Origin of the sequence: Peribacillus kribbensis DSM 17871 (assembly GCF_000430765.1) — a bacterium.
GTDB classification, from domain to species: Bacteria; Bacillota; Bacilli; order Bacillales; family DSM-1321; genus Paraperibacillus; species Paraperibacillus kribbensis.
Genome location: NZ_AUMQ01000035.1, coordinates 1 through 18,647, shown reverse-complemented (window position 1 = coordinate 18,647; position 18,647 = coordinate 1). Strand labels below are relative to the sequence as shown.

General features: G+C 42.6%; 15 protein-coding genes, 9 tRNA genes, 2 rRNA genes and 1 riboswitch. Of the genes, 5 read left to right on the top strand and 21 right to left on the bottom strand.

Going from position 1 to position 18,647, the window contains the following annotated elements:
* Positions 1-231: 231 nt before the first annotated feature.
* From H539_RS0106995 to H539_RS0106985, 3 genes are all read right to left on the bottom strand, one after another.
* The gene (locus H539_RS0106995; RefSeq protein ID WP_026692939.1) at positions 232-1,425 is read right to left on the bottom strand and encodes a nucleoside transporter C-terminal domain-containing protein; all 1,194 of its coding nucleotides are present in this window, start codon (positions 1,423-1,425) and stop codon (positions 232-234) included.
* 166 nt (positions 1,426-1,591) lie between these two features.
* Positions 1,592-1,692: riboswitch (purine riboswitch) on the bottom strand.
* A 242-nt stretch (positions 1,693-1,934) separates the two neighbouring features.
* The gene (locus tag H539_RS27990) at positions 1,935-2,264 is read right to left on the bottom strand and encodes a PTS sugar transporter subunit IIB (protein ID WP_051348480.1); all 330 of its coding nucleotides are present in this window, start codon (positions 2,262-2,264) and stop codon (positions 1,935-1,937) included.
* A 42-nt stretch (positions 2,265-2,306) separates the two neighbouring features.
* Positions 2,307-4,262: a BglG family transcription antiterminator gene (locus H539_RS0106985; RefSeq protein ID WP_026692938.1), complete on the bottom strand. Its 1,956-nt coding sequence runs from the start codon at positions 4,260-4,262 to the stop codon at positions 2,307-2,309.
* Between the two features lie 447 nt (positions 4,263-4,709).
* Here H539_RS0106985 and H539_RS0106980 point away from each other — a divergent pair, with 447 nt between their 5' ends.
* The 4 genes from H539_RS0106980 (at position 4,710) to H539_RS0106965 (ending at position 8,107) form a co-directional block, all read left to right on the top strand.
* Positions 4,710-5,012 carry a PTS sugar transporter subunit IIB gene (locus tag H539_RS0106980; RefSeq protein WP_026692937.1) on the top strand — a complete coding sequence of 101 codons (303 nt, stop codon included), beginning with the start codon at positions 4,710-4,712 and terminating at the stop codon, positions 5,010-5,012.
* Positions 5,013-5,027: 15 nt separating this feature from the next.
* Entirely contained in the window at positions 5,028-6,386 is a 1,359-nt protein-coding gene (gene celB / locus H539_RS27985) for a PTS cellobiose transporter subunit IIC (RefSeq protein WP_051348479.1), read from the top strand.
* A gap of 63 nt (positions 6,387-6,449) precedes the next feature.
* Entirely contained in the window at positions 6,450-6,779 is a 330-nt protein-coding gene (locus H539_RS0106970) for a PTS sugar transporter subunit IIA (protein WP_026692936.1), read from the top strand.
* Entirely contained in the window at positions 6,776-8,107 is a 1,332-nt protein-coding gene (locus H539_RS0106965; RefSeq protein WP_026692935.1) for a 6-phospho-beta-glucosidase, read from the top strand. The genes H539_RS0106970 and H539_RS0106965 overlap by 4 nt, the downstream gene beginning before the upstream one ends.
* Positions 8,108-8,321: 214 nt before the next feature.
* Here the strand turns inward: H539_RS0106965 and glmS are convergent, their stop codons facing one another.
* From glmS to sigW, 6 genes are all read right to left on the bottom strand, one after another.
* Complete coding sequence (glmS, locus tag H539_RS0106960; RefSeq protein WP_026692934.1) at positions 8,322-10,124, bottom strand: glutamine--fructose-6-phosphate transaminase (isomerizing); 1,803 nt, start codon at positions 10,122-10,124, stop codon at positions 8,322-8,324.
* 454 nt (positions 10,125-10,578) lie between these two features.
* Positions 10,579-11,928: a phosphoglucosamine mutase gene (gene glmM / locus H539_RS0106955; RefSeq protein ID WP_026692933.1), complete on the bottom strand. Its 1,350-nt coding sequence runs from the start codon at positions 11,926-11,928 to the stop codon at positions 10,579-10,581.
* 46 nt (positions 11,929-11,974) lie between these two features.
* A complete protein-coding gene (locus H539_RS0106950; RefSeq protein WP_026692932.1) occupies positions 11,975-13,282 on the bottom strand; it encodes a CdaR family protein in 1,308 nt (435 codons plus the stop codon).
* Positions 13,275-14,099 carry a diadenylate cyclase CdaA gene (gene cdaA / locus H539_RS0106945; RefSeq protein ID WP_026692931.1) on the bottom strand — a complete coding sequence of 275 codons (825 nt, stop codon included), beginning with the start codon at positions 14,097-14,099 and terminating at the stop codon, positions 13,275-13,277. The genes H539_RS0106950 and cdaA overlap by 8 nt, the downstream gene beginning before the upstream one ends.
* A gap of 278 nt (positions 14,100-14,377) precedes the next feature.
* The gene (locus tag H539_RS0106940) at positions 14,378-15,010 is read right to left on the bottom strand and encodes an anti-sigma factor family protein (protein WP_026692930.1); all 633 of its coding nucleotides are present in this window, start codon (positions 15,008-15,010) and stop codon (positions 14,378-14,380) included.
* Between the two features lie 15 nt (positions 15,011-15,025).
* Entirely contained in the window at positions 15,026-15,589 is a 564-nt protein-coding gene (gene sigW, locus H539_RS0106935; RefSeq protein ID WP_026692929.1) for an RNA polymerase sigma factor SigW, read from the bottom strand.
* A 167-nt stretch (positions 15,590-15,756) separates the two neighbouring features.
* On the opposite strand from sigW, the gene H539_RS30645 reads away from it, so the two are divergent.
* Positions 15,757-15,927: an aspartyl-phosphate phosphatase Spo0E family protein gene (locus tag H539_RS30645; RefSeq protein WP_245602139.1), complete on the top strand. Its 171-nt coding sequence runs from the start codon at positions 15,757-15,759 to the stop codon at positions 15,925-15,927.
* A gap of 230 nt (positions 15,928-16,157) precedes the next feature.
* On the opposite strand, the gene rocF is transcribed toward H539_RS30645, so the two are convergent.
* The 12 genes from rocF to H539_RS0106870 form a co-directional block, all read right to left on the bottom strand.
* On the bottom strand, positions 16,158-17,054 hold the full coding sequence (gene rocF, locus H539_RS0106925; protein ID WP_026692928.1) for an arginase: 897 nt from the start codon (positions 17,052-17,054) through the stop codon (positions 16,158-16,160).
* A gap of 214 nt (positions 17,055-17,268) precedes the next feature.
* A tRNA-Ala gene (locus H539_RS0106920) sits at positions 17,269-17,344 on the bottom strand.
* A 23-nt stretch (positions 17,345-17,367) separates the two neighbouring features.
* Positions 17,368-17,442 (bottom strand) — tRNA-Gly (locus H539_RS0106915).
* Between the two features lie 12 nt (positions 17,443-17,454).
* Positions 17,455-17,527: transfer RNA gene (locus H539_RS0106910), tRNA-Lys, on the bottom strand.
* A 3-nt stretch (positions 17,528-17,530) separates the two neighbouring features.
* Positions 17,531-17,605 (bottom strand) — tRNA-Gln (locus tag H539_RS0106905).
* Positions 17,606-17,726: 121 nt separating this feature from the next.
* A tRNA-Tyr gene (locus tag H539_RS0106900) sits at positions 17,727-17,810 on the bottom strand.
* A gap of 9 nt (positions 17,811-17,819) precedes the next feature.
* Positions 17,820-17,895, bottom strand: a tRNA-Val gene (locus H539_RS0106895).
* A gap of 10 nt (positions 17,896-17,905) precedes the next feature.
* Positions 17,906-17,980 (bottom strand) — tRNA-Glu (locus H539_RS0106890).
* Between the two features lie 20 nt (positions 17,981-18,000).
* Positions 18,001-18,073, bottom strand: a tRNA-Thr gene (locus H539_RS0106885).
* A 1-nt stretch (position 18,074) separates the two neighbouring features.
* Positions 18,075-18,149, bottom strand: a tRNA-Asn gene (locus H539_RS0106880).
* 34 nt (positions 18,150-18,183) lie between these two features.
* Positions 18,184-18,300 (bottom strand): 5S ribosomal RNA (rrf, locus tag H539_RS0106875).
* A 134-nt stretch (positions 18,301-18,434) separates the two neighbouring features.
* Positions 18,435-18,647: ribosomal RNA gene (locus H539_RS0106870) — 23S ribosomal RNA — on the bottom strand; the annotation flags it as partial.

Genomic DNA, 18,647 nt, shown 5'->3' with positions numbered 1-18,647 from the left:
TATACAGAACCTCATTTCCGAATTGATTCATAACCTCTTCTAAGAGCTGATTCTGAGAAGGCTCATATGCAGCTTTTTAGTTTCATTCAATTTCTCACTTCCTGTTCGGAATGCTTTTAAAAATTAGACGATGCAGCCTCTCATATAGTTGAAAAAATCTGGAAGTGAAAAAAGTACACAGCCTTTTGGCTGTGTACTGATAGAACTATTTATTTATAATAAATTATTTTTTTACCAGATAAACAATCCAACAAACATAGCGCTCAAGAGTGAAACGGCAATACCGCTCACTAGAAGCCTCCATACATTTTTTCCGATGATTCGGGACTTATCTTCTCCCATGATAGAGCTGATGGCCCCATAAATCATACCGACCGTACTGAAGTTGGCAAAGGAAGTCAAAAAGGTAACAGCTACTGCAACGGTATGCGGCGGCAGTGAATGAAGATGCTTCTTCAAATCCATCATGGCTACAAATTCATTCGTTGCGAGCTTGATTCCCATCAGCTGGGCTACATACATGGCATCATGGCCTGACAATCCCAACAGGAAGGCAAACGGACTGAAAATAACGGAGAAGATCTTCTGCACGGTCAACCCGTGAATGAAAAATCCTAAAATCCCATTTGCCACGGCAGTCAATGCTACATAGCCGACAACCATCGCTAAAATGACGATGACCATTCTCATCCCGACCATCATACTATTCGAGATGGTAGAGAAGAAATCCTTCCGTTCCGCCTTGGAAGGGACATAGACAATGTCTTCTTCCTTACTGACTGGGATGGGATTCAGCACACTCGCAAGCAGCAGGGCATTTAAACAGTTCAGCGGAATGGCAGCAAAAACGTATTCCCCAGGAACCATGCTTAAATAGGCTCCGATAATCGATCCGCTGATACTGCTCATACTCATGATACCAAATGTAAGCAGGCGGTTTTCTTTTAGCACCGTCAGCTGCTGGCGGATAACGGCCAGAGCCTCTGTATTCCCCAGGAACATCATCTGCAGGGAGAAGAAGCTTTCCAGCTTAGGGAGGCCTGAGACTTTGGAAATCACCCAGCCGACCTTATCAATGATCCATGTCAGAATTCCAAAGTAACTCAGAATATCAAAGAAGGTAATGATGAAAATAATCGGCATTAGTGCACTAAAGAAGAAATCCACCGACGGGTTCGCCATGACGGAGGGGAAGGCAAAGGCTATCCCCTGGTTTGCACAAGAAATGAGAAACGTAAAAAATGAAGCAATTTGATTGATGACCCATGTTCCGATTTTGGTTCCAAGCATAAACCAGGTAATCAACAGCTCAACGATAAGCAAACTTAGAACTGGACGCCATTTAATGGCCTTTTTATTTGGAGAGCAAAGGAATACGAGTCCAAAAACGACGAGGATCCCTAGAATATTTAATAAAAAAAACATACCAACTACTCCCTTTATCATAGGATTTCCTGTATAACACAGCCTCCCTTTCTACCTCAACCACAGACTGAAGCATGAAAAAGAGATGCGAAAGACAATCCTATTCACCCAGCAGAGATCTACGAAGATCGCTGCCAAAGGGAACTAGCCTGCATGTTCATCTCAATCAATCATCACACTTCCCTGTAGTCCGGCATTTATGGCTGCCGGGTAGAAACTATCAGACCATTTAACTGATATTATACAAGGATAATTTTTTTGTTCTTCATATTTTATAACATATCTTCAAATTCAACAATCCCATTATTAATATTCATAATGATTTTATAAATTGAAATAGTCGTTTAATTAGACGCGTTTTGTTATTTTAATATATCAAAATAGAATAGGAATCTGCAGGTAAGGCTTGGCTCTGAACCAACTCAAGTAATTTATAATTAAGAACAAAAAAACCTTCCACAGTATAGTGAAGGAAGGTTTTCAGCGCTACTTTATACAAAAGATAGGATTTATAATGACAAACTTTTATACTGCTTTTCCCTATAAAGTTCTTCTGCAGTCCTCAAGACATCTGCTCCATTAAAAGTCCCATAGTACTCCATATCAATTACAGCCACCGGTATCCCCTTTTTTTCACCTAACTCTTTAAATGACTGGTACATATATCGAACATGCGGCCCCAGAAGCAATACATCTGCCTGATCAACTTCCTTTCTTACTGCCTCAATTGGAATAGCCCGGATCCGATATTGCAGATTTTGCTCTAATGCGCTTTTCTTCATTTTTGAAACTAATAGACTGGTAGACATTCCTGCACAACAGCATAATAAAATATTCATCCTATCCCTCCATAGCTTCAGGAATCCCATTTGGGGCAAGAGTTATTGCATAGAAACATTCTTGTATTTGCTGGAGAAGACTGCTTCAAATTCTTTATATGTTTTACATTTCAATAATTGCTGCATTATTTGACTATCATCTATCATTTCGACTAAATAATCATACATATTCTGCAAATCATTTATGCTATTCTTCTCAACGCTTAGCAGGCAAATGAATTGAACTCTTTTCCCTCCCCAGTCTATTGGTTTCTTTAAGGTGCAAACAGCCCAAAAGGTTGTTTCTGTCTGGGGTGTCACAGGATGTGGAATGGCCACAAAATTCCCATAGCTAGTGGATGATAGTTGTTCTCTTGCCCTAACACTCTCTAAAAAGTTTTCATTAACGAGGCACAAAGCTTGCAGCTGTTTACATAAATAGGCCAAAACTTCATCACTTGTTTCAAAGCCCTGCTGAAGAAAAACTAACTCTTCTTTTATAAATGGGATCTTTTGCATATCAGCCCGCGTTAGAATCATCTCGATCCTTTCAAAATCCCCTCCTCCTAAAATGGTATGAACTTGAATAACAGGGATTGGCAGATCAATTGGAATATGAATCGTACTTATTATGAAATCAATGTCATGTAAAGAAACTAGATTTAGCTTGTAATAATCAGTTGTGCCAACAATATCAATCTTGTCCCTGAATTTTGAGCGGATTTTGGATGCTAACAAGCGGGCACTTCCCATTCCTGAAGCACAAACAATTAAACATCTTTTTGCTTGTTCTGTCCCCTTTGTATTCTCAATGGCAGCCCCAATGTGTATGGCTAAATAGCCCATTTCGTTTTCGTTTATATCTATTTTCAATTCCTGCTTAAGAATAGTGCCTGCAATCACTGCCGCTTGATATGCTATATGATAATTGGATTTAATATCCTCTAGCAGGGGATTAGGCAAATTTATCCCATAATGAAAACGATGAATGGCCGGCTTCAAATGCAGGCAAATCGCAGCAAACAGTTCCTTGTCTTCTTTAATCCCCAAATGGAGCTCCTCGTCAATTACATGGAGGATCTTCTTTACAACTGATTCAATTTGTATTCCCATAAACCCAGGGACGATACTTTCATAAAAATGCCTCTCCGTTATGATCTTTGTTCCAAGCAAATGGATCGTTATATATGCCGCTTCCTGTTCAGGAAAACGAACATTTGATTTTCTTTCGAGTTCATTTACAATTTTCTCTGCCACTTGATATTGCTTAACTTTTTTAAATTCAAGCATCTCATTAGAATGTAATGTCACATAGTTTCCGCTTTTGATACGATGGTAGGCAATTGCAATATGAATGGATAGATTATTTAACCCAATATCCGATAAGTTTATATTGATTTCATTTAACTGGTTTACAACAACTTCTCTAATAAAGTTCAAATCTTCTTTTATATGGATAGGCAAATCCGTTTGTGCCAGCTCCAGCTCATCTCTAAATTTTCCGAAGAGATGGTCTGAAATGCACAAACGATGCTTAAACTCGTCCCCGATTGTTTTAAGGCCAAAGTTCGGGCGTTTATCCAGTTTAATTCCATATTGAAGAAGAATGGATTTTACATTTTTTAAATCCTTTAGCAAAGTCGATCTGCTAATAAATAACTCATCAGCAATTTCATCAATTTTGCAATATCCATCTGCCAGCAAAAGCCGCCTGATGATAAAGCGAACGCGATCCTCCGGCCAAATGGGAATCTCATTATATTTATCATTTTCCTCGTCTAAAAAATCTTTCAGCAGCTTACGAAATATGTGGTCATCATGTACTTCAAGCTGGTATCCAGTTCCTCTGATCGATTTAATGGAAACACCATAATTTTCGATAGTGGCTTCCAATTCCTTTATATCACTCCTGATGGTTCTTGAAGTTACAGTAAGGACTTGGGCTAAATACTCGCTCGTCAAAAATGTTTCCGCTTTCAATAATTCCCGCAAAATGGAAGTTGTCCGAGAATTAAGCATGTAGATCCTCCCCTAATGATGAAAATAGCTATTTTTTAATGTAGTATTTTAGCACATCTCTACCCTTTCTTGAATATCAATCCATTATTTTCATGAATTTTCCTTATAGTCTGAATAACTTTTTCCTTTGAGCAACGGAAAAAGAAGAGATATAAATGTAAGCGCTTTAATTATAGAATTCAATTACAGATATAGCAAACCTATTAAAATGGAAGTTACTGAAACGGAGGTTAAAAGGAACCTAAAGGATATCCGCTATTTCTCTTTATAATCGGGTTTTTATTTTTTCCGCATAATTTCGCTGATACTGTGGAATAGGCCGTAAATGGGCAATTCAAGAAGGGAATATCACGTTACATTTTCTCCCATATCCCTTTCTTTGGATAGAATATTAATTTAATGTACTTAATATTCGGACAACTTAAATTAACCTATAGGGGGATTATCATGAATATTTTATTATGCTGCGCTGCAGGAATGAGTACTAGTTTATTAGTAACCAAAATGGAATCATACGCCAAAGATCAAGGACTTGAAGGTAAAATATGGGCTGTTAGTGCAGATGATGTAAAAAATCATATTGACGAAGCTCAAGTATTATTACTGGGACCTCAAGTTCGTTACTTACTTTCTCAATTTAAAAAGTTGGGCGAAGAAAAAGGAATTCCAGTTGATTCCATCAATCCCGTTCACTACGGAATGATGAATGGGGCTGAAGTAGTGAAGTTTGCTCTTGGCTTAACAAAATAATAAGGGGTGAATGAAATGAACCGCTTTTTAAATTTCTTAGAGAACCACTTTATGCCGGTTGCGTCAAAGTTAGGTACCCAAAAGCATTTGCAAGCATTAAGGGATGGAATTACATTATCCATGCCCATGATTATCATCGGTTCTTTCTTTTTGATCATTGCATTCCTCCCTTACTTTGGAGATGATCCAAACCGCCAGTATTTGATTACAAGTGAAGCGATCCGTGCAAAACTATTAATTCCGCAAGCGGCCACATTTGGAATGATGGGATTGATTACAGCCTTTGGTGTTGCCTACCGATTGGCCGAAAGATATGAAATCGACGCTGTTACATCAGGGGTAATCGCATTGTGTTCCTTCCTGATTGCAACACCATTTGCCACCGCATTTACTCCGGATGGTTCGAAACATACTTATACTGTAACGGATGTTATTCCTACTGCGTATATGGGAAGTGCCGGTATATTTGTTGCCATTGTTCTAGGGATCTTCGCAACAGAAGTGTTTCGCTGGGTTCTTAAGAAAAACATTGTGATTAAGATGCCCGATGGTGTTCCACCGGCAGTAAGTAAGTCATTTGTTGCTTTAATTCCAGGATTTTTCGTAGTAACAGCTACCTGGTTAGTACGTCTTCTAATCGATTATCTTCATGAAATCGGAGCAACAAGTGCTTCATCTTTACATGATGTGGTTGGAGCTGTATTAACAGAGCCTCTTAGTGCTTTAACAGGAAACTTAGCCGGACAGATCGTTGTAGTATTTTTAATCAGTTTATTTTGGATCATGGGTCTTCATGGAGACAACATAGTGGGTACCATTATGAGCCCAATTTGGTTAAAAGCAACAGGTGATAATGCAGCAGCTTTTGCTCATCACCAGGCACCGTCAGCTATTTTTACGAATGAGTTCTATGGGAGCTTTGTAACCATTGGCGGTACAGGCGGTACAATTGCACTTGTTTTATTATTTATGCTCTGGTCAAGGAGCAAACAATTAAAACAGCTGGGAAAACTGGCGTTTCCTGCTGGGTTGTTTATGATTAACGAACCTGTGATTTTCGGGACTCCTATTGTCATGAATCCATTATTATTCATTCCATTTTTCTTGGCACCCATTGTTAATGTGATTGCAGCTTATATTGGGATGAGTACAGGACTTGTTGCCAAGACAGTTGCTGTCGTACCTTGGACAACCCCGCCTCTTGTATCAGGATTTTTAGCAACTGGCGGACATATTTCTGGTGCTATTATGCAATTAATAAGTATCGCTCTTGATCTATTATTATACTTACCGTTCTTTAAGCTGTGGGATAAGATTAAAGCTAGAGAAGAAACGGAATTTACTGTGAATGAACCGAATAAAAAAGCAATCTGAGGATTTTAGAGAATTGGACCGTTAAGGGAAATCACCTCTATATAATTTGGGAGGAATGTAGTTATGACAGAATCTGAAGAAATTGTGTTCCAGGTTATTCTAAACGGCGGAAATGGAAAAAGCTGCGCCATGGAAGCGATAGCTGCAGCTAAGCAGGGGGATTTTTCAGAAGCCCGTGCGAAATTAAAAGAAGCGGGAAATGCATTAAATGAGGCTCATCATATTCAAACTTCGCTTATTCAAAATGAAGTCAGAGGAGAAAAAACAGAAGTTTCTCTTTTAATGGTTCATGCTCAGGATCACTTAATGACTGCGATAACCGTAAAGGATTTAGCTTCAGAATTTGTTGAGCTATACGAACACTTATCTATACATGGAGGTATTACGCTATGAAAAAAGGAATTAAAATCGTAACCATAGGAGGGGGTTCCAGTTATACCCCAGAACTGGTAGAAGGCTTCATTAAGAGATACGATGAACTCCCTGTTAGTGAACTATGGCTTGTGGATATTCCAGCTGGGGAAGAAAAGTTAAAGATCGTTGGTTCCCTGGCAAAGCGTATGGTAAAGAAAGCAGGACTACCCATTGAAGTTCATCTAACCATGGACCGCCGAGAGGCCTTAAAGGATGCTGATTTTGTAACCACTCAGTTCCGTGTAGGACTGCTGGATGCACGTACAAAGGATGAACGCATTCCTCTTAAATATAATGTGATTGGCCAGGAAACAAACGGACCCGGCGGGCTGTTTAAGGGTCTCAGAACAATCCCTGTCATTTTAGATATTTGTAAAGACATGGAGGAACTTTGTCCGGATGCATGGCTGGTTGATTTTACGAATCCAGCCGGCATGGTGACTGAAGCTGTATTACGGTACAGCAATATCCATAAGGTTGTTGGTTTGTGCAATGTACCTTATGGAATGAAAATGGGCATTGCCGGGGCACTGGATGTGGAGCCGGAAAGAATCCACGTCGACTTTGCAGGTCTGAATCACATGGTATTTGGTTTAAATGTCTACTTAGATGGTGTAAGTGTGCTGAATGAGGTTATTGAAAAAATGGCAGATCCAGAAAATTCATTATCCATGAAAAACATTGCGGCTTTAGGCTGGGAGCCCGACTTTCTTCGTGCGCTTGGGGTTATCCCTTGCGGTTACCATCGCTATTATTTCAAAACGGCAGAAATGCTTGAAGAAGAGCTTGAATCTTCAAATAAAGTTGGCACACGGGCTGAGGTAGTAAAACAAGTAGAGAAGGAATTATTCGAACTATACAAGGACCCTGAGCTGGCCATAAAACCACCACAGCTCGAACAGCGGGGCGGGGCATATTATAGTGATGCTGCATGTAACTTAATCAATTCTATCTATAATGACAAACGCGATATCCAGACCGTCAATACAAGAAACAACGGAGCCATTGCCAGCATCCCAAACGATTCTGCAGTTGAAGTAAATTGCATCATTACCAAAGAAGGCCCTATACCGGTAACCGTTGGAGACCTCCCAGTATCGGTGAGGGGACTGGTACAGCAAATTAAATCATTTGAACGGGTAGCAGCAGAAGCTGCCGTAACCGGTGATTATCATACAGCACTTTTAGCTATGACCATTAATCCTCTGGTTCCTTCTGACAAAACAGCGAAACAAATCCTGGATGAGATGCTTGAAGCACATAAAGAATATCTGCCACAGTTTTTTAAAAAAGCAGCAATGGTATAATTCGTAATACTATAGGGGAATCGATTCGGTTCCCTATTTTTTACACTTAATTAAAGATTCAAATGGCAGGATGACGAACAACTTTTCAGTTCCGGATCATACAAAAAAACCTGGTTAGATAGAAACTAACCAGGTTTTTTTATTAATCGGGTTATTTAGCCGAGTTTTGCATTCAATTCTTTGTTGTTGTTTTTGGGTTTCTTACTTAGCCCACTTACTCCACAGTAACTGACTTAGCCAGATTACGCGGCTTATCCACGTCACAATCACGGTGAAGGGCAGCATAATACGCAATCAGCTGAAGCGGTACTACAGAGACAAGAGGTGATAATAAGTCATGAACGGCCGGGATCACGAAGCGGTCTTCGTCTGTATCCAGTCCTTTCATGGAGATGATGCAAGGGTTGGCACCGCGCGCCGCAACTTCTTTTACGTTTCCGCGGATGCTGAGGTTTACGTTTTCCTGTGTTGCAATGGCAACAACAGGCGTTCCTTCTTCAATAAGGGCGATGGTTCCGTGCTTAAGCTCACCGCCAGCAAATCCTTCAGCCTGAATGTAGGAAATCTCCTTAAGCTTCAGGGCGCCTTCCAAGCCGACATAATAGTCAATGCCTCGTCCGATAAAGAATGCATTCCTTGTGAATGACAGATATTCGCGGGCAATATAATCCATTTCTTCTTTAGAATCACAAAGAACTTCCATAGCATTTGCCACGATTCCCAATTCTTTTACAAGGTTCATGCTTTCTGCCTCTCCTTTGGAAGCAGCAGCAACATGGGCAAGTATAGAAAGGACTGCAATCTGCGCAGTGTAAGCTTTTGTGGAGGCCACGGCAATTTCAGGGCCTGCATGGAGAAGAAGTGTGTAATCAGCCTCACGGGACAGGGTTGAGCCTTGTACGTTCGTGATGGTCAATGCTTTGTGGCCCAGTTCCTTGACTGCAACTAAAACCGCACGGCTGTCTGCTGTTTCTCCGCTTTGAGAAATAAAGATAAACAATGGCTTTTCAGGAAGAAGAGGCATATTGTAGCCAAATTCAGACGCTACATGTACTTCAACAGGTATTTTAGCCATCTGCTCAAGCAGCTGTTTACCGACAAGTCCTGCATGATAGCTTGTTCCACAAGCAATGATGTAGACTCTATCAGAGGACGTCACAGCGTCTAAAATATTCTGATCGATTTGCAGGCTTCCCTGTTCATCCTGATATTTTTGTATGATCTTCCTGATGACCAGCGGCTGCTCGTCAATCTCTTTTAGCATATAATGCGGATAGGTGCCTTTTTCAATGTCGCTTGCATCCAATTCTGCTTTATATGGGCTCCGCTCCACGACCGTTCCGTCCAATGTTTTAATGGTAACGTCATTTTTTGTGACAATAACCATTTCCTTATCCATCAGCTCGACATACTGATCTGTAACCTGGAGCATAGCCATGGCATCACTGGCCACCACATTGAAATCACTGCCTGTTCCGACTAAAAGAGGACTTTTGTTTTTAGCTACAAAAATGGTCTCGTCATTTTGTTCATCCAGCAGGGCAAGAGCATAAGATCCTTTTAAAAGCTTAAGCGTCTGACGGAATGCTTCTTCCGTTTCCATTCCTTCATTCGCAAATTTTTCAATCAGCTGTACAATGACTTCCGTATCGGTTTCACTGACAAAGGCAGTACCTTCAAGATATTCGCGCTTTAAGATTGAATAGTTCTCGATTACTCCATTGTGTACCAGTGTAAAGCGGCCGGCAGTGCTCTGATGAGGATGTGCATTGTCATGGCTTGGCACACCATGGGTAGCCCATCGTGTATGGCCGATTCCTGTATTGGCAGACACGGAGGCATCTACTACGGCCCGAAGGTCAGCAATGCGCCCCTTTGCCTTAAATACATGAACCTGGCTATTGTCCCGTACGGCAATGCCTGCAGAGTCATATCCTCTATATTCAAGCTTCTCTAAGCCTTTTAACAGAATTTCTTTTGCATCTTGATTTCCAATATATCCAACAATTCCACACATAAATAAATGTCCTCCTTCAATTTAGGAGGCAAGATTGCCGGGGGCAATCCTGCCCCCTTATCTCTGAATCTATTTTTTTAGCTGTGCAGCTTTTCCCCCTTTGTTCAAAAGGTTACCCTTTTGGTTTAAAAGAAAAATTTCGGTTGTGCACAGGCAACCGGGAGGTACCCGCCGAATTCTCGATAATCCTCCACCTCGTCAACTAAGCCTTATCGTCCTGCTTAGTCCTGGCGCTTTTAATTGCTGCCTTTTAGACCGTCCACCTTTCCTTCTGAATTTTTCCGTCGGACATGCCGCGAAAAACATGTTAATCATATCCTACCTGCACCGATTCGTCAACCTCTAACTGAACCGCTAATAAGGTATACCCTCGGGAGGAGCTTCAAAACACATGGCTGCTATATAAAAATATGCATAAGAGGTAAAAAAGTTCCTCTTATGCATATAACAAGTCCTATTCCTGAAGTCCCATTTCTCCTTTGACGACTTCTGCAATCCTGTTGACATAATCCACACAATGCTGTTCAGACGGAGCTTCAGCCATGACGCGGACCAATGGCTCAGTTCCGGACGGCCTTACCAGAATGCGTCCATTGCCGTCCATTTCTGCCTCAACCTGCTGAATGACTTCCTGAACCTTTGGATTGCCGGTTACCCCGTGCTTATCTGTCACCCTGATGTTGACCAGCTTTTGCGGATACTTGGTCATTTCAGCTGCAAGAGCAGACAGCGGCTTCTTGGATGCCTTCATAATATTCACAAGCTGTACACCCGAGAGAAGGCCGTCTCCAGTAGCGTTATAATCGAGGAAGATGATATGGCCGGACTGTTCTCCGCCAAGATTGTATCCGCCTTTCTTCATTTCCTCTACCACATACCGATCGCCAACAGCTGTCTGGGCGCTTTGGATGCCGTTTTCCTGAAGGCCTTTATAAAATCCAAGGTTGCTCATGACGGTTGAAACAACCGTAGAATGCTTAAGTCTGCCCTGCTCGTTCAGATATTTTGCACAGATATACATAATCTGATCGCCATCCACGATGTTTCCATTTTCATCTACTGCAATCAAACGGTCTCCATCGCCGTCAAAGGCGAGGCCGACATCCGCTCCCTTTTCCTTAACAAAAGCAGCCAGAGCTTCGGGATGTGTGGAGCCTACTCCTTCATTGATGTTCAATCCGTCCGGAGAAGCACCCATCGTGGAAATATCCGCTTCAAGGTCGGCAAATAGATGGGCAGCCAATGAAGAGGTTGCGCCATGCGCACAGTCAACAGCTACATGAATGCCTGAAAAGTCTTCATCCACGGTCTGCTTAAGGTATTGGATGTACTTCTGATTGCCTTCAAAATAGTCATTGACTGTCCCAAGACCGGCTCCGATTGGACGGGGCAGTTCATCATTTCCCTGATCCATAAGAGCTTCGATTTCATTTTCCTGATCATCGGACAATTTAAAGCCATCCGGCCCAAAAAACTTAATTCCGTTATCCGCTACAGGGTTATGGGACGCAGAGATCATGACCCCTGCCTGGGCTCCCTGAGTTTTTGTAAGATAAGAAACACCTGGAGTGGAAATGACCCCCAGTCTCATAACCTCTGCACCGATTGAAAGCAAACCTGCAATCAGGGCGCTTTCCAGCATTTCTCCGGATATGCGTGTATCACGTCCGATTAACACTTTTGGACGGTTCGTATCCTTTGTAAGGACATAGCCTCCACAGCGGCCAAGCTTAAACGCCAGCTCCGGAGTTAATTCCGTATTTGCTACTCCTCGAACTCCGTCAGTGCCAAAATATTTACCCATTCTATATCGCTCCCTTTTTTATGTTCATTCACAATCTTGCTGAGTGTTATGCCGCTTCCTTCTTTTTTACGGTGACAGAGGCTGTATCCGTCTGTAATTTCCCAGTAACGTTTTTAGGAAGCACTGCTTTGATTGCCGCCTGGCTTGTTCCTTCTGTCAGATTGCTGGCATCGATGGAAAGCTGGATATCAGCTTCCTGCATTGCATTTACCTGATCCGCCGGGCCAGTCACTGAAATGCTTTCCTCACCTGAAGAAGGGGAGGCAAAGGTCAGCTCGTAATCATCCGGGAGGCCGGCAGGAATGATTTTGATATTATTAAATGTTTTGGTTGCCTGCTGGGCGCCTGCTGCCTGCTGGGCGCCTGTTGCCTGCTCTTTTTCCTTGGCAGGGGGAATATCCGCCTTTTTCACTTTTATAGAGACATTGACAATATCATCTGAGATCTTTCGGACACCCTCAGGTGTGTCTATTTTTTGTTCATAGGTTGTAGAATCGTCCACTTTACTGACATCCACTGGAACTCTTATGTTTCCGAGCTTGTCCAGCACAGACTGCTTTCCATAGAGAGTAATCTGTTTCGGGTTTAAATCAATGGATTCAAGCTCAATGCCGTCCGGCAATTTCCCAGTCTGGTATGGAATCAATGAAACCTTTTTCGATGGAATCTTGACCGGCACCCTGATATCCACTGTAGAAGGCTCAATGCTTACATTTAATTGATTCTGATTCCGGTCCAAAGCCACTACCCGGGCCCGCTGCTGCACCGTTTCATTAATGCCGCTGCCTGCTTGCAGATTCGCCTTCACAGTAGAAATGCGTTCGATAATATTCCGGGCTCCTGTAATTCTGACACTTTCAGGGCTGGTGGTCGGAGCTCCTGCAATATATCCCTCTTCAAGCAATGCTTCATTAAAGTAAGGAATTACAGAATAACTTTTGGTCACCCTCTCCTGCACACCTACAATCGCCTGCTGAGGGTTTATGACAGCAGTCAGTTTATCTGATAAGTTTGAAACCTTAAATTTAACCTTTTGTTCACCAATCGCCGCATCAGAAAGGTCAAGGTACACTGTGAAATCCCTCTGGTTCTTCGCGGATACCACAATGCTTTTCGGCCCTCTGAGCGTTACGTCAACGGACTGAGGCGCACCTGTGACGATCAGGTTCTTCCTGTCATAATTCACTTCCACCGGAATATCCTGGACTACCTCCGTGTCAGTCTTGGATGGCGGTGAAAACCCCGGAGACCCTTTCTTTGCATTGGGCTGAAAGTTTACAGAAATGAAGAGCAGTGCTGTCAGACCCAGTGCTACAATCTTCATAAACCAGGGAGTATTCATGAATCTATCCATTTTTCTTACCCCTCCAATTCCAAAGGACAGGAGAAGATGCCCTGTTTTTAGAGATGAGTTCAATGGTAAGCATTTCTTTAAGTGAGTCCTGAGTCAGGTTGCGGTATAGCTCTCCATTTTTAGTTAGGGAGATGCCGCCAGTCTCCTCAGAAACAATGATTGTAATACTATCCGTTACCTCGGAAACCCCCATGGCTGCTCTATGCCGCGTTCCGAGCTCCTTGGATATGAACGGGCTCTCGGACAGCGGCAGATAACAGGCCGCTGCTGCAACCTCTGTCCCCTGAATAATAACCGCGCCATCATGCAGAGGGGTATTAGGTATGAAAATATTAATCAGGAGCTCTGAGGATATAGAAGAATGAAGAGCGATTCCCGTTTCGATATAATCGCTCATCCCTGTTTCTCTTTCAACAGAAATCAAGGCTCCTATCCGTCTTTTTGCCATATAACTCGTTGCCTTCAAGATAGAATCCACAAGCTTCTCCTGGCCTTCCTCCTCTTTCTGAATACCCGGCCTCGAGAATATTTTCCCCCGGCCCAGCTGTTCAAGGGCCCGTCTAAGCTCTGGCTGGAAAATGATGATGATTGCCAGGAAGCCCCAGGTCATTGCCTGCTCCATCAGCCAGCCCAGCGTATTCAAGCCGAAGAAGTTGCTGAGGCTTTGGACAATAACGATGACAAATATCCCTTTAAGCAGCTGCACCGCTTTTGTTCCACGGATAACCATCAACAGCTTATAAATGACAAACCAGACAAGAATGATGTCGATAAAATTTATAAAATAATCATAGAAAGTAAAGTGGGATAAAGACATGTTACTTTCCTCCAGTCTATTGCTGCGGCAATCGCACTTCATTGCTATAAAAAAAGAGCTTTTCTTATGTACCATTAAACTGAGCTTATTCTTTACACAATACAATGAATTATATCATGAATCCTCTTGTTTTTCGCATAAAAAGCTGTTTTCCTCTTATCTCCAGACACATATGACATATACCCCAATGATTCACAGGCTTTATACCTGCACCTAGAGAACGCCTGACACAGCATGCACTATGCCTAGAAGAAAAACCATCCTGATTAGGATGGCCTTCAGTCATCTTTGTTAGTAATGGAAGCAGAAATTGTTTTAAAGCTGTTTTTTATTTGATACCACAGCCAGTCAAAGGCCTGATTGATTTCCTTTATATCACCCGTCACACTTCCTGCGGATGCAAGGTATCTCTTTCCATGGATGACTGTTACATCTCCCTGAACCTTTCCTTCGATCATAATATCCCCATTTTTAACAAGGATATCTCCCTTCACGGTTTTGCCTTTCGGTACAATAACGGTGTTTCTCTTTATGACCATTGCGCTTGAATGGTTGGACACCGAGAAATGGTCTTCCTGATTCCAGCTTGAGATCAATGCCCCCGATATTAAAACCAAAAACAGCACTGCTGCAGACAGCATGGGATGACTCATCAGCCAGCCCTTAACATTCCTCTTCTCCCTTTTTACAGCAGCGGGGAGGTTCGCCATCACCTTCTGGGTAAAATCTGTGGAGAGCGCAATATGATCTGGAACCGCAACTAATGATACAGCTTGTTTTAATTCTTCAAAATATATGCGGCATTCTTCACAATCCTGAAGATGCTCCTTTAATATCCGTTCCTTATCGGAGTTGATTTCTTCATCGAGAAATTCATGCATATAATCTATAATTTCTTCCGGACATTTCATGGAATCCACCTTCCCTTATAAATGGCGCAGCTGGAGCCTTAAAGCTTCCCTGCCTCTATGAATTCTTGTTTTTACCGTGCCCACCGGCAGGTCAAGCGTATCGCTTATTTCTTTTAGTGAAAGCTCCTCAATATACTTTAAAACAATGACTGACCGGTACTTCTCGGGGAGCTTTAATATCTCTTTTTGTATGGTCTCCTGTACCTCCATACTCTCTACTTCCTCTTCAGGGCTCTCTGTATCGGATGCTATCTGAGAATACATATCAAGGCCGTCTGTTCCGGCAATTTCTGCATCAAGATAGTAATCCGGCTTCTTCTTCCTAAGACGGTCAATACATAAATTTGTGGCAATCCTGAATAGCCAGGTTGAAAATTTCATCGTCAGGTTAAAGCTTTTAAGATTAATAAAAGCCTTTACGAACGCTTCCTGTGCCAAATCCTCCGCCTCATGCCTGCTTCCTACCATCCTGTAGCAAAGATAGAAGACTTTGTCCTTATATTCATCTACGATAAGGCTGTACGCATTTTGGTCGCCTTTTAATACTTTTTTTATCGTCTCATTAATGAGAACATCCATTTTAGTTATTCCCCCGCAATGCGGCTATACGATTCTACGAATCGCAAGCTGAAAGGTTTCAAAAAATATATTTTTATTTTAACAAACATTTACAAATAAGAGTTTAGAAAGTGAAAAAATAGGGAAGAAAAGTATGAAAATGATACCGGGGAAGGTTGGTTGCGAAGATGACGATCGAACTGAAAGAACTGTTAAACGATATCGAGGAGTGCAGAGCACGCATGGTGCATCTCGCTTCCCGCACCTCCATGATTGATCATAACGTAGTAGAAGCAAGTACACAACTTGATACACTTATAAACCGCTATTTCATGATACAGAAGAGAATGAATGCATAGCGGGCAGGGAAAGCAGAGCTTACACCCCCGGAGTTTAATCTACATTCTGCTGCTCCAGAAGAACAGTGAAGAAAGATATTCTACCAAATAACTATAGAGGCTTGAATAAAAACGCGAGCCGTCCCGTAATTCTCCGGACAAGCTGATGCGTATCAAGCCTCTTTTATTATGCGTTTTTTTAGAGCTTTATTATATAAAACAGATTACTTTTTTTGTGGACCCGAGCTGCATTACGCAAGCTTCTCCCCGAATAATGAGCCCATCAGTGCCACCGCAACTTTTGCTGTCCTATTTCTTTCATCTAGTATGGGATTCACTTCGACAAACTCCGCTGAGGTGATGATTTCAGATTCTGCCAGCATTTCCATGGCAAGATGACTTTCCCGATAGGTGATTCCTCCCATTACAGGTGTACCGACACCTGGAGCATCAATAGGATCCAGCCCGTCTAAATCCAGGGATAAGTGCACTCCATCTGTTTTACTCTTCAAATATTGGATGGCTTCCTCCATGACTCCAGCCATTCCCATACGATCTATCTCATGCATGGTATAGACTTTGATGCCTTGTTCTTTAATCAGCTCTTTTTCTCCCTCATCAAGGGCCCTGGCACCTATGACGACCACATTTTCCGGTTTGACTTTTGGAGAATAGCCATGGAGGTTAGTAAGGACCGGATTGCCAAACCCAAGACTGGCAGCAAGTGGAGTACCATGGATATTTCCCGATGGTGAAGTTTCTTCTGTATTCAGATCTCCATGTGCATCATACCAGATTACCCCTAGATTCTGATAATGCTTTGCAACTCCTGCCAGCGTACCGATCGCGATGCTGTGGTCACCGCCCAGTACAAGCGGGAATTTCCCGTTCTCAATAATTTGATCTACCTTTTCAGCAAGGGCTTCATTCCCTTCGGCAACCAACTTCAGGTTCTTCAATCTCTCATTGGGATTGTGAAGCCTTTCTGCTCTCCCAATGATGATATCCCCAATATCCTCAACGTCATACTTTAGGTTTTCAAGGCGTTCTATGACACCTGCATATCTGATGGCACTTGGCCCCATATCTACCCCCCGCCTAGTTTGGCCAAGGTCCATTGGAACCCCTATTAAAGATATTTTCCTCATGAATATTCCTCCTTCAACCCTTATACTCCTTATTTTATAAGTAAAAAAAGAATGACTCAACTCAGCAAAACCATGCATAAGTATGCGTTTTCACCCTTGTTTCTATAGGAAGGGTAGCAGAAAAAATTTATAACTATAAGCAAATGGCTTAAAACATAAAAAAACCTTAAATCAGAAGATTTAAGGATAAATGGTGTATGTAGTATGAGTTAGATGGTGGAGCCTAGCGGGATCGAACCGCTGACCTCCTGCGTGCAAGGCAGGCGCTCTCCCAGCTGAGCTAAGGCCCCGTTATAAAAGGATGCAGCATAAGTGGAGCGGAAGACGGGATTCGAACCCGCGACCCCAACCTTGGCAAGGTTGTATTCTACCACTGAACTACTTCCGCAATGAGAAGTGATGAGCCATGAAGGATTCGAACCTTCGACCCTCTGATTAAAAGTCAGATGCTCTACCGGCTGAGCTAATGGCTCATATGGCTGGGCTAGCTGGATTCGAACCAACGCATGACGGAGTCAAAGTCCGTTGCCTTACCGCTTGGCTATAGCCCATTAAAAAATAATGGTTAACCTATTTTAGAGAATGTCTCTTAAATCAGTTAACTGCATCGTGACATTATTATATTTCCCAATATTCGAGAATCTATAACAAGTCTTTTTTATTTTTTTAAAATGGTGGAGGGGGGCAGATTCGAACTGCCGAACCCGAAGGAGCGGATTTACAGTCCGCCGCGTTTAGCCACTTCGCTACCCCTCCGTATATGAATGGTGGAGGATGACGGGATCGAACCGCCGACCCTCTGCTTGTAAGGCAGATGCTCTCCCAGCTGAGCTAATCCTCCGTAATTTATATGGTGACCCCTACGGGATTCGAACCCGTGTTACCGCCGTGAAAGGGCGGTGTCTTAACCGCTTGACCAAGGGGCCGATAACTTGTAAAAATAAAAAGCTCCCAACCGGACTCGAACCGGTGACCTCTTCCTTACCATGGAAGTGCTCTACCTGCTGAGCTATGGAAGCATGGCTCCGCAGGTAGGACTCGAACCTACGACCGTTCGGTTAACAGCCGAATGCTCTACCACTGAGCTACTGCGGAATGATGTGGTAAACTTCCTAATAATTTAAATCCAGCCTGGCAGCGTCCTACTCTCACAGGGGGAGAGCCCCCAACTACCATTGGCGCAAAAGAGCTTAACTTCCGTGTTCGGGATGGGAACGGGTGTGACCTCTTTGCCATAACTACCAGACAGGTTTATCTCTCATTAGAGACATTTATTATTATAGCATACTTTATAAACTTTTCAAGGACTAAATCAAACTTTTTAAAAGCTTTTTCGTTCAAAACTAGATAACAGAAGGCTTGCACGTTTCATAAACCAACTAGGTTAAGTCCTCGATCGATTAGTATCTGTCAGCTCCACGTGTCACCACGCTTCCACCTCAGACCTATCTACCTGATCATCTTTCAGGGATCTTACTAGCTTGACGCTATGGGAAATCTCATCTTGAGGGGGGCTTCATGCTTAGATGCTTTCAGCACTTATCCCTTCCGCACATAGCTACCCAGCGATGCCTTTGGCAAGACAACTGGTAC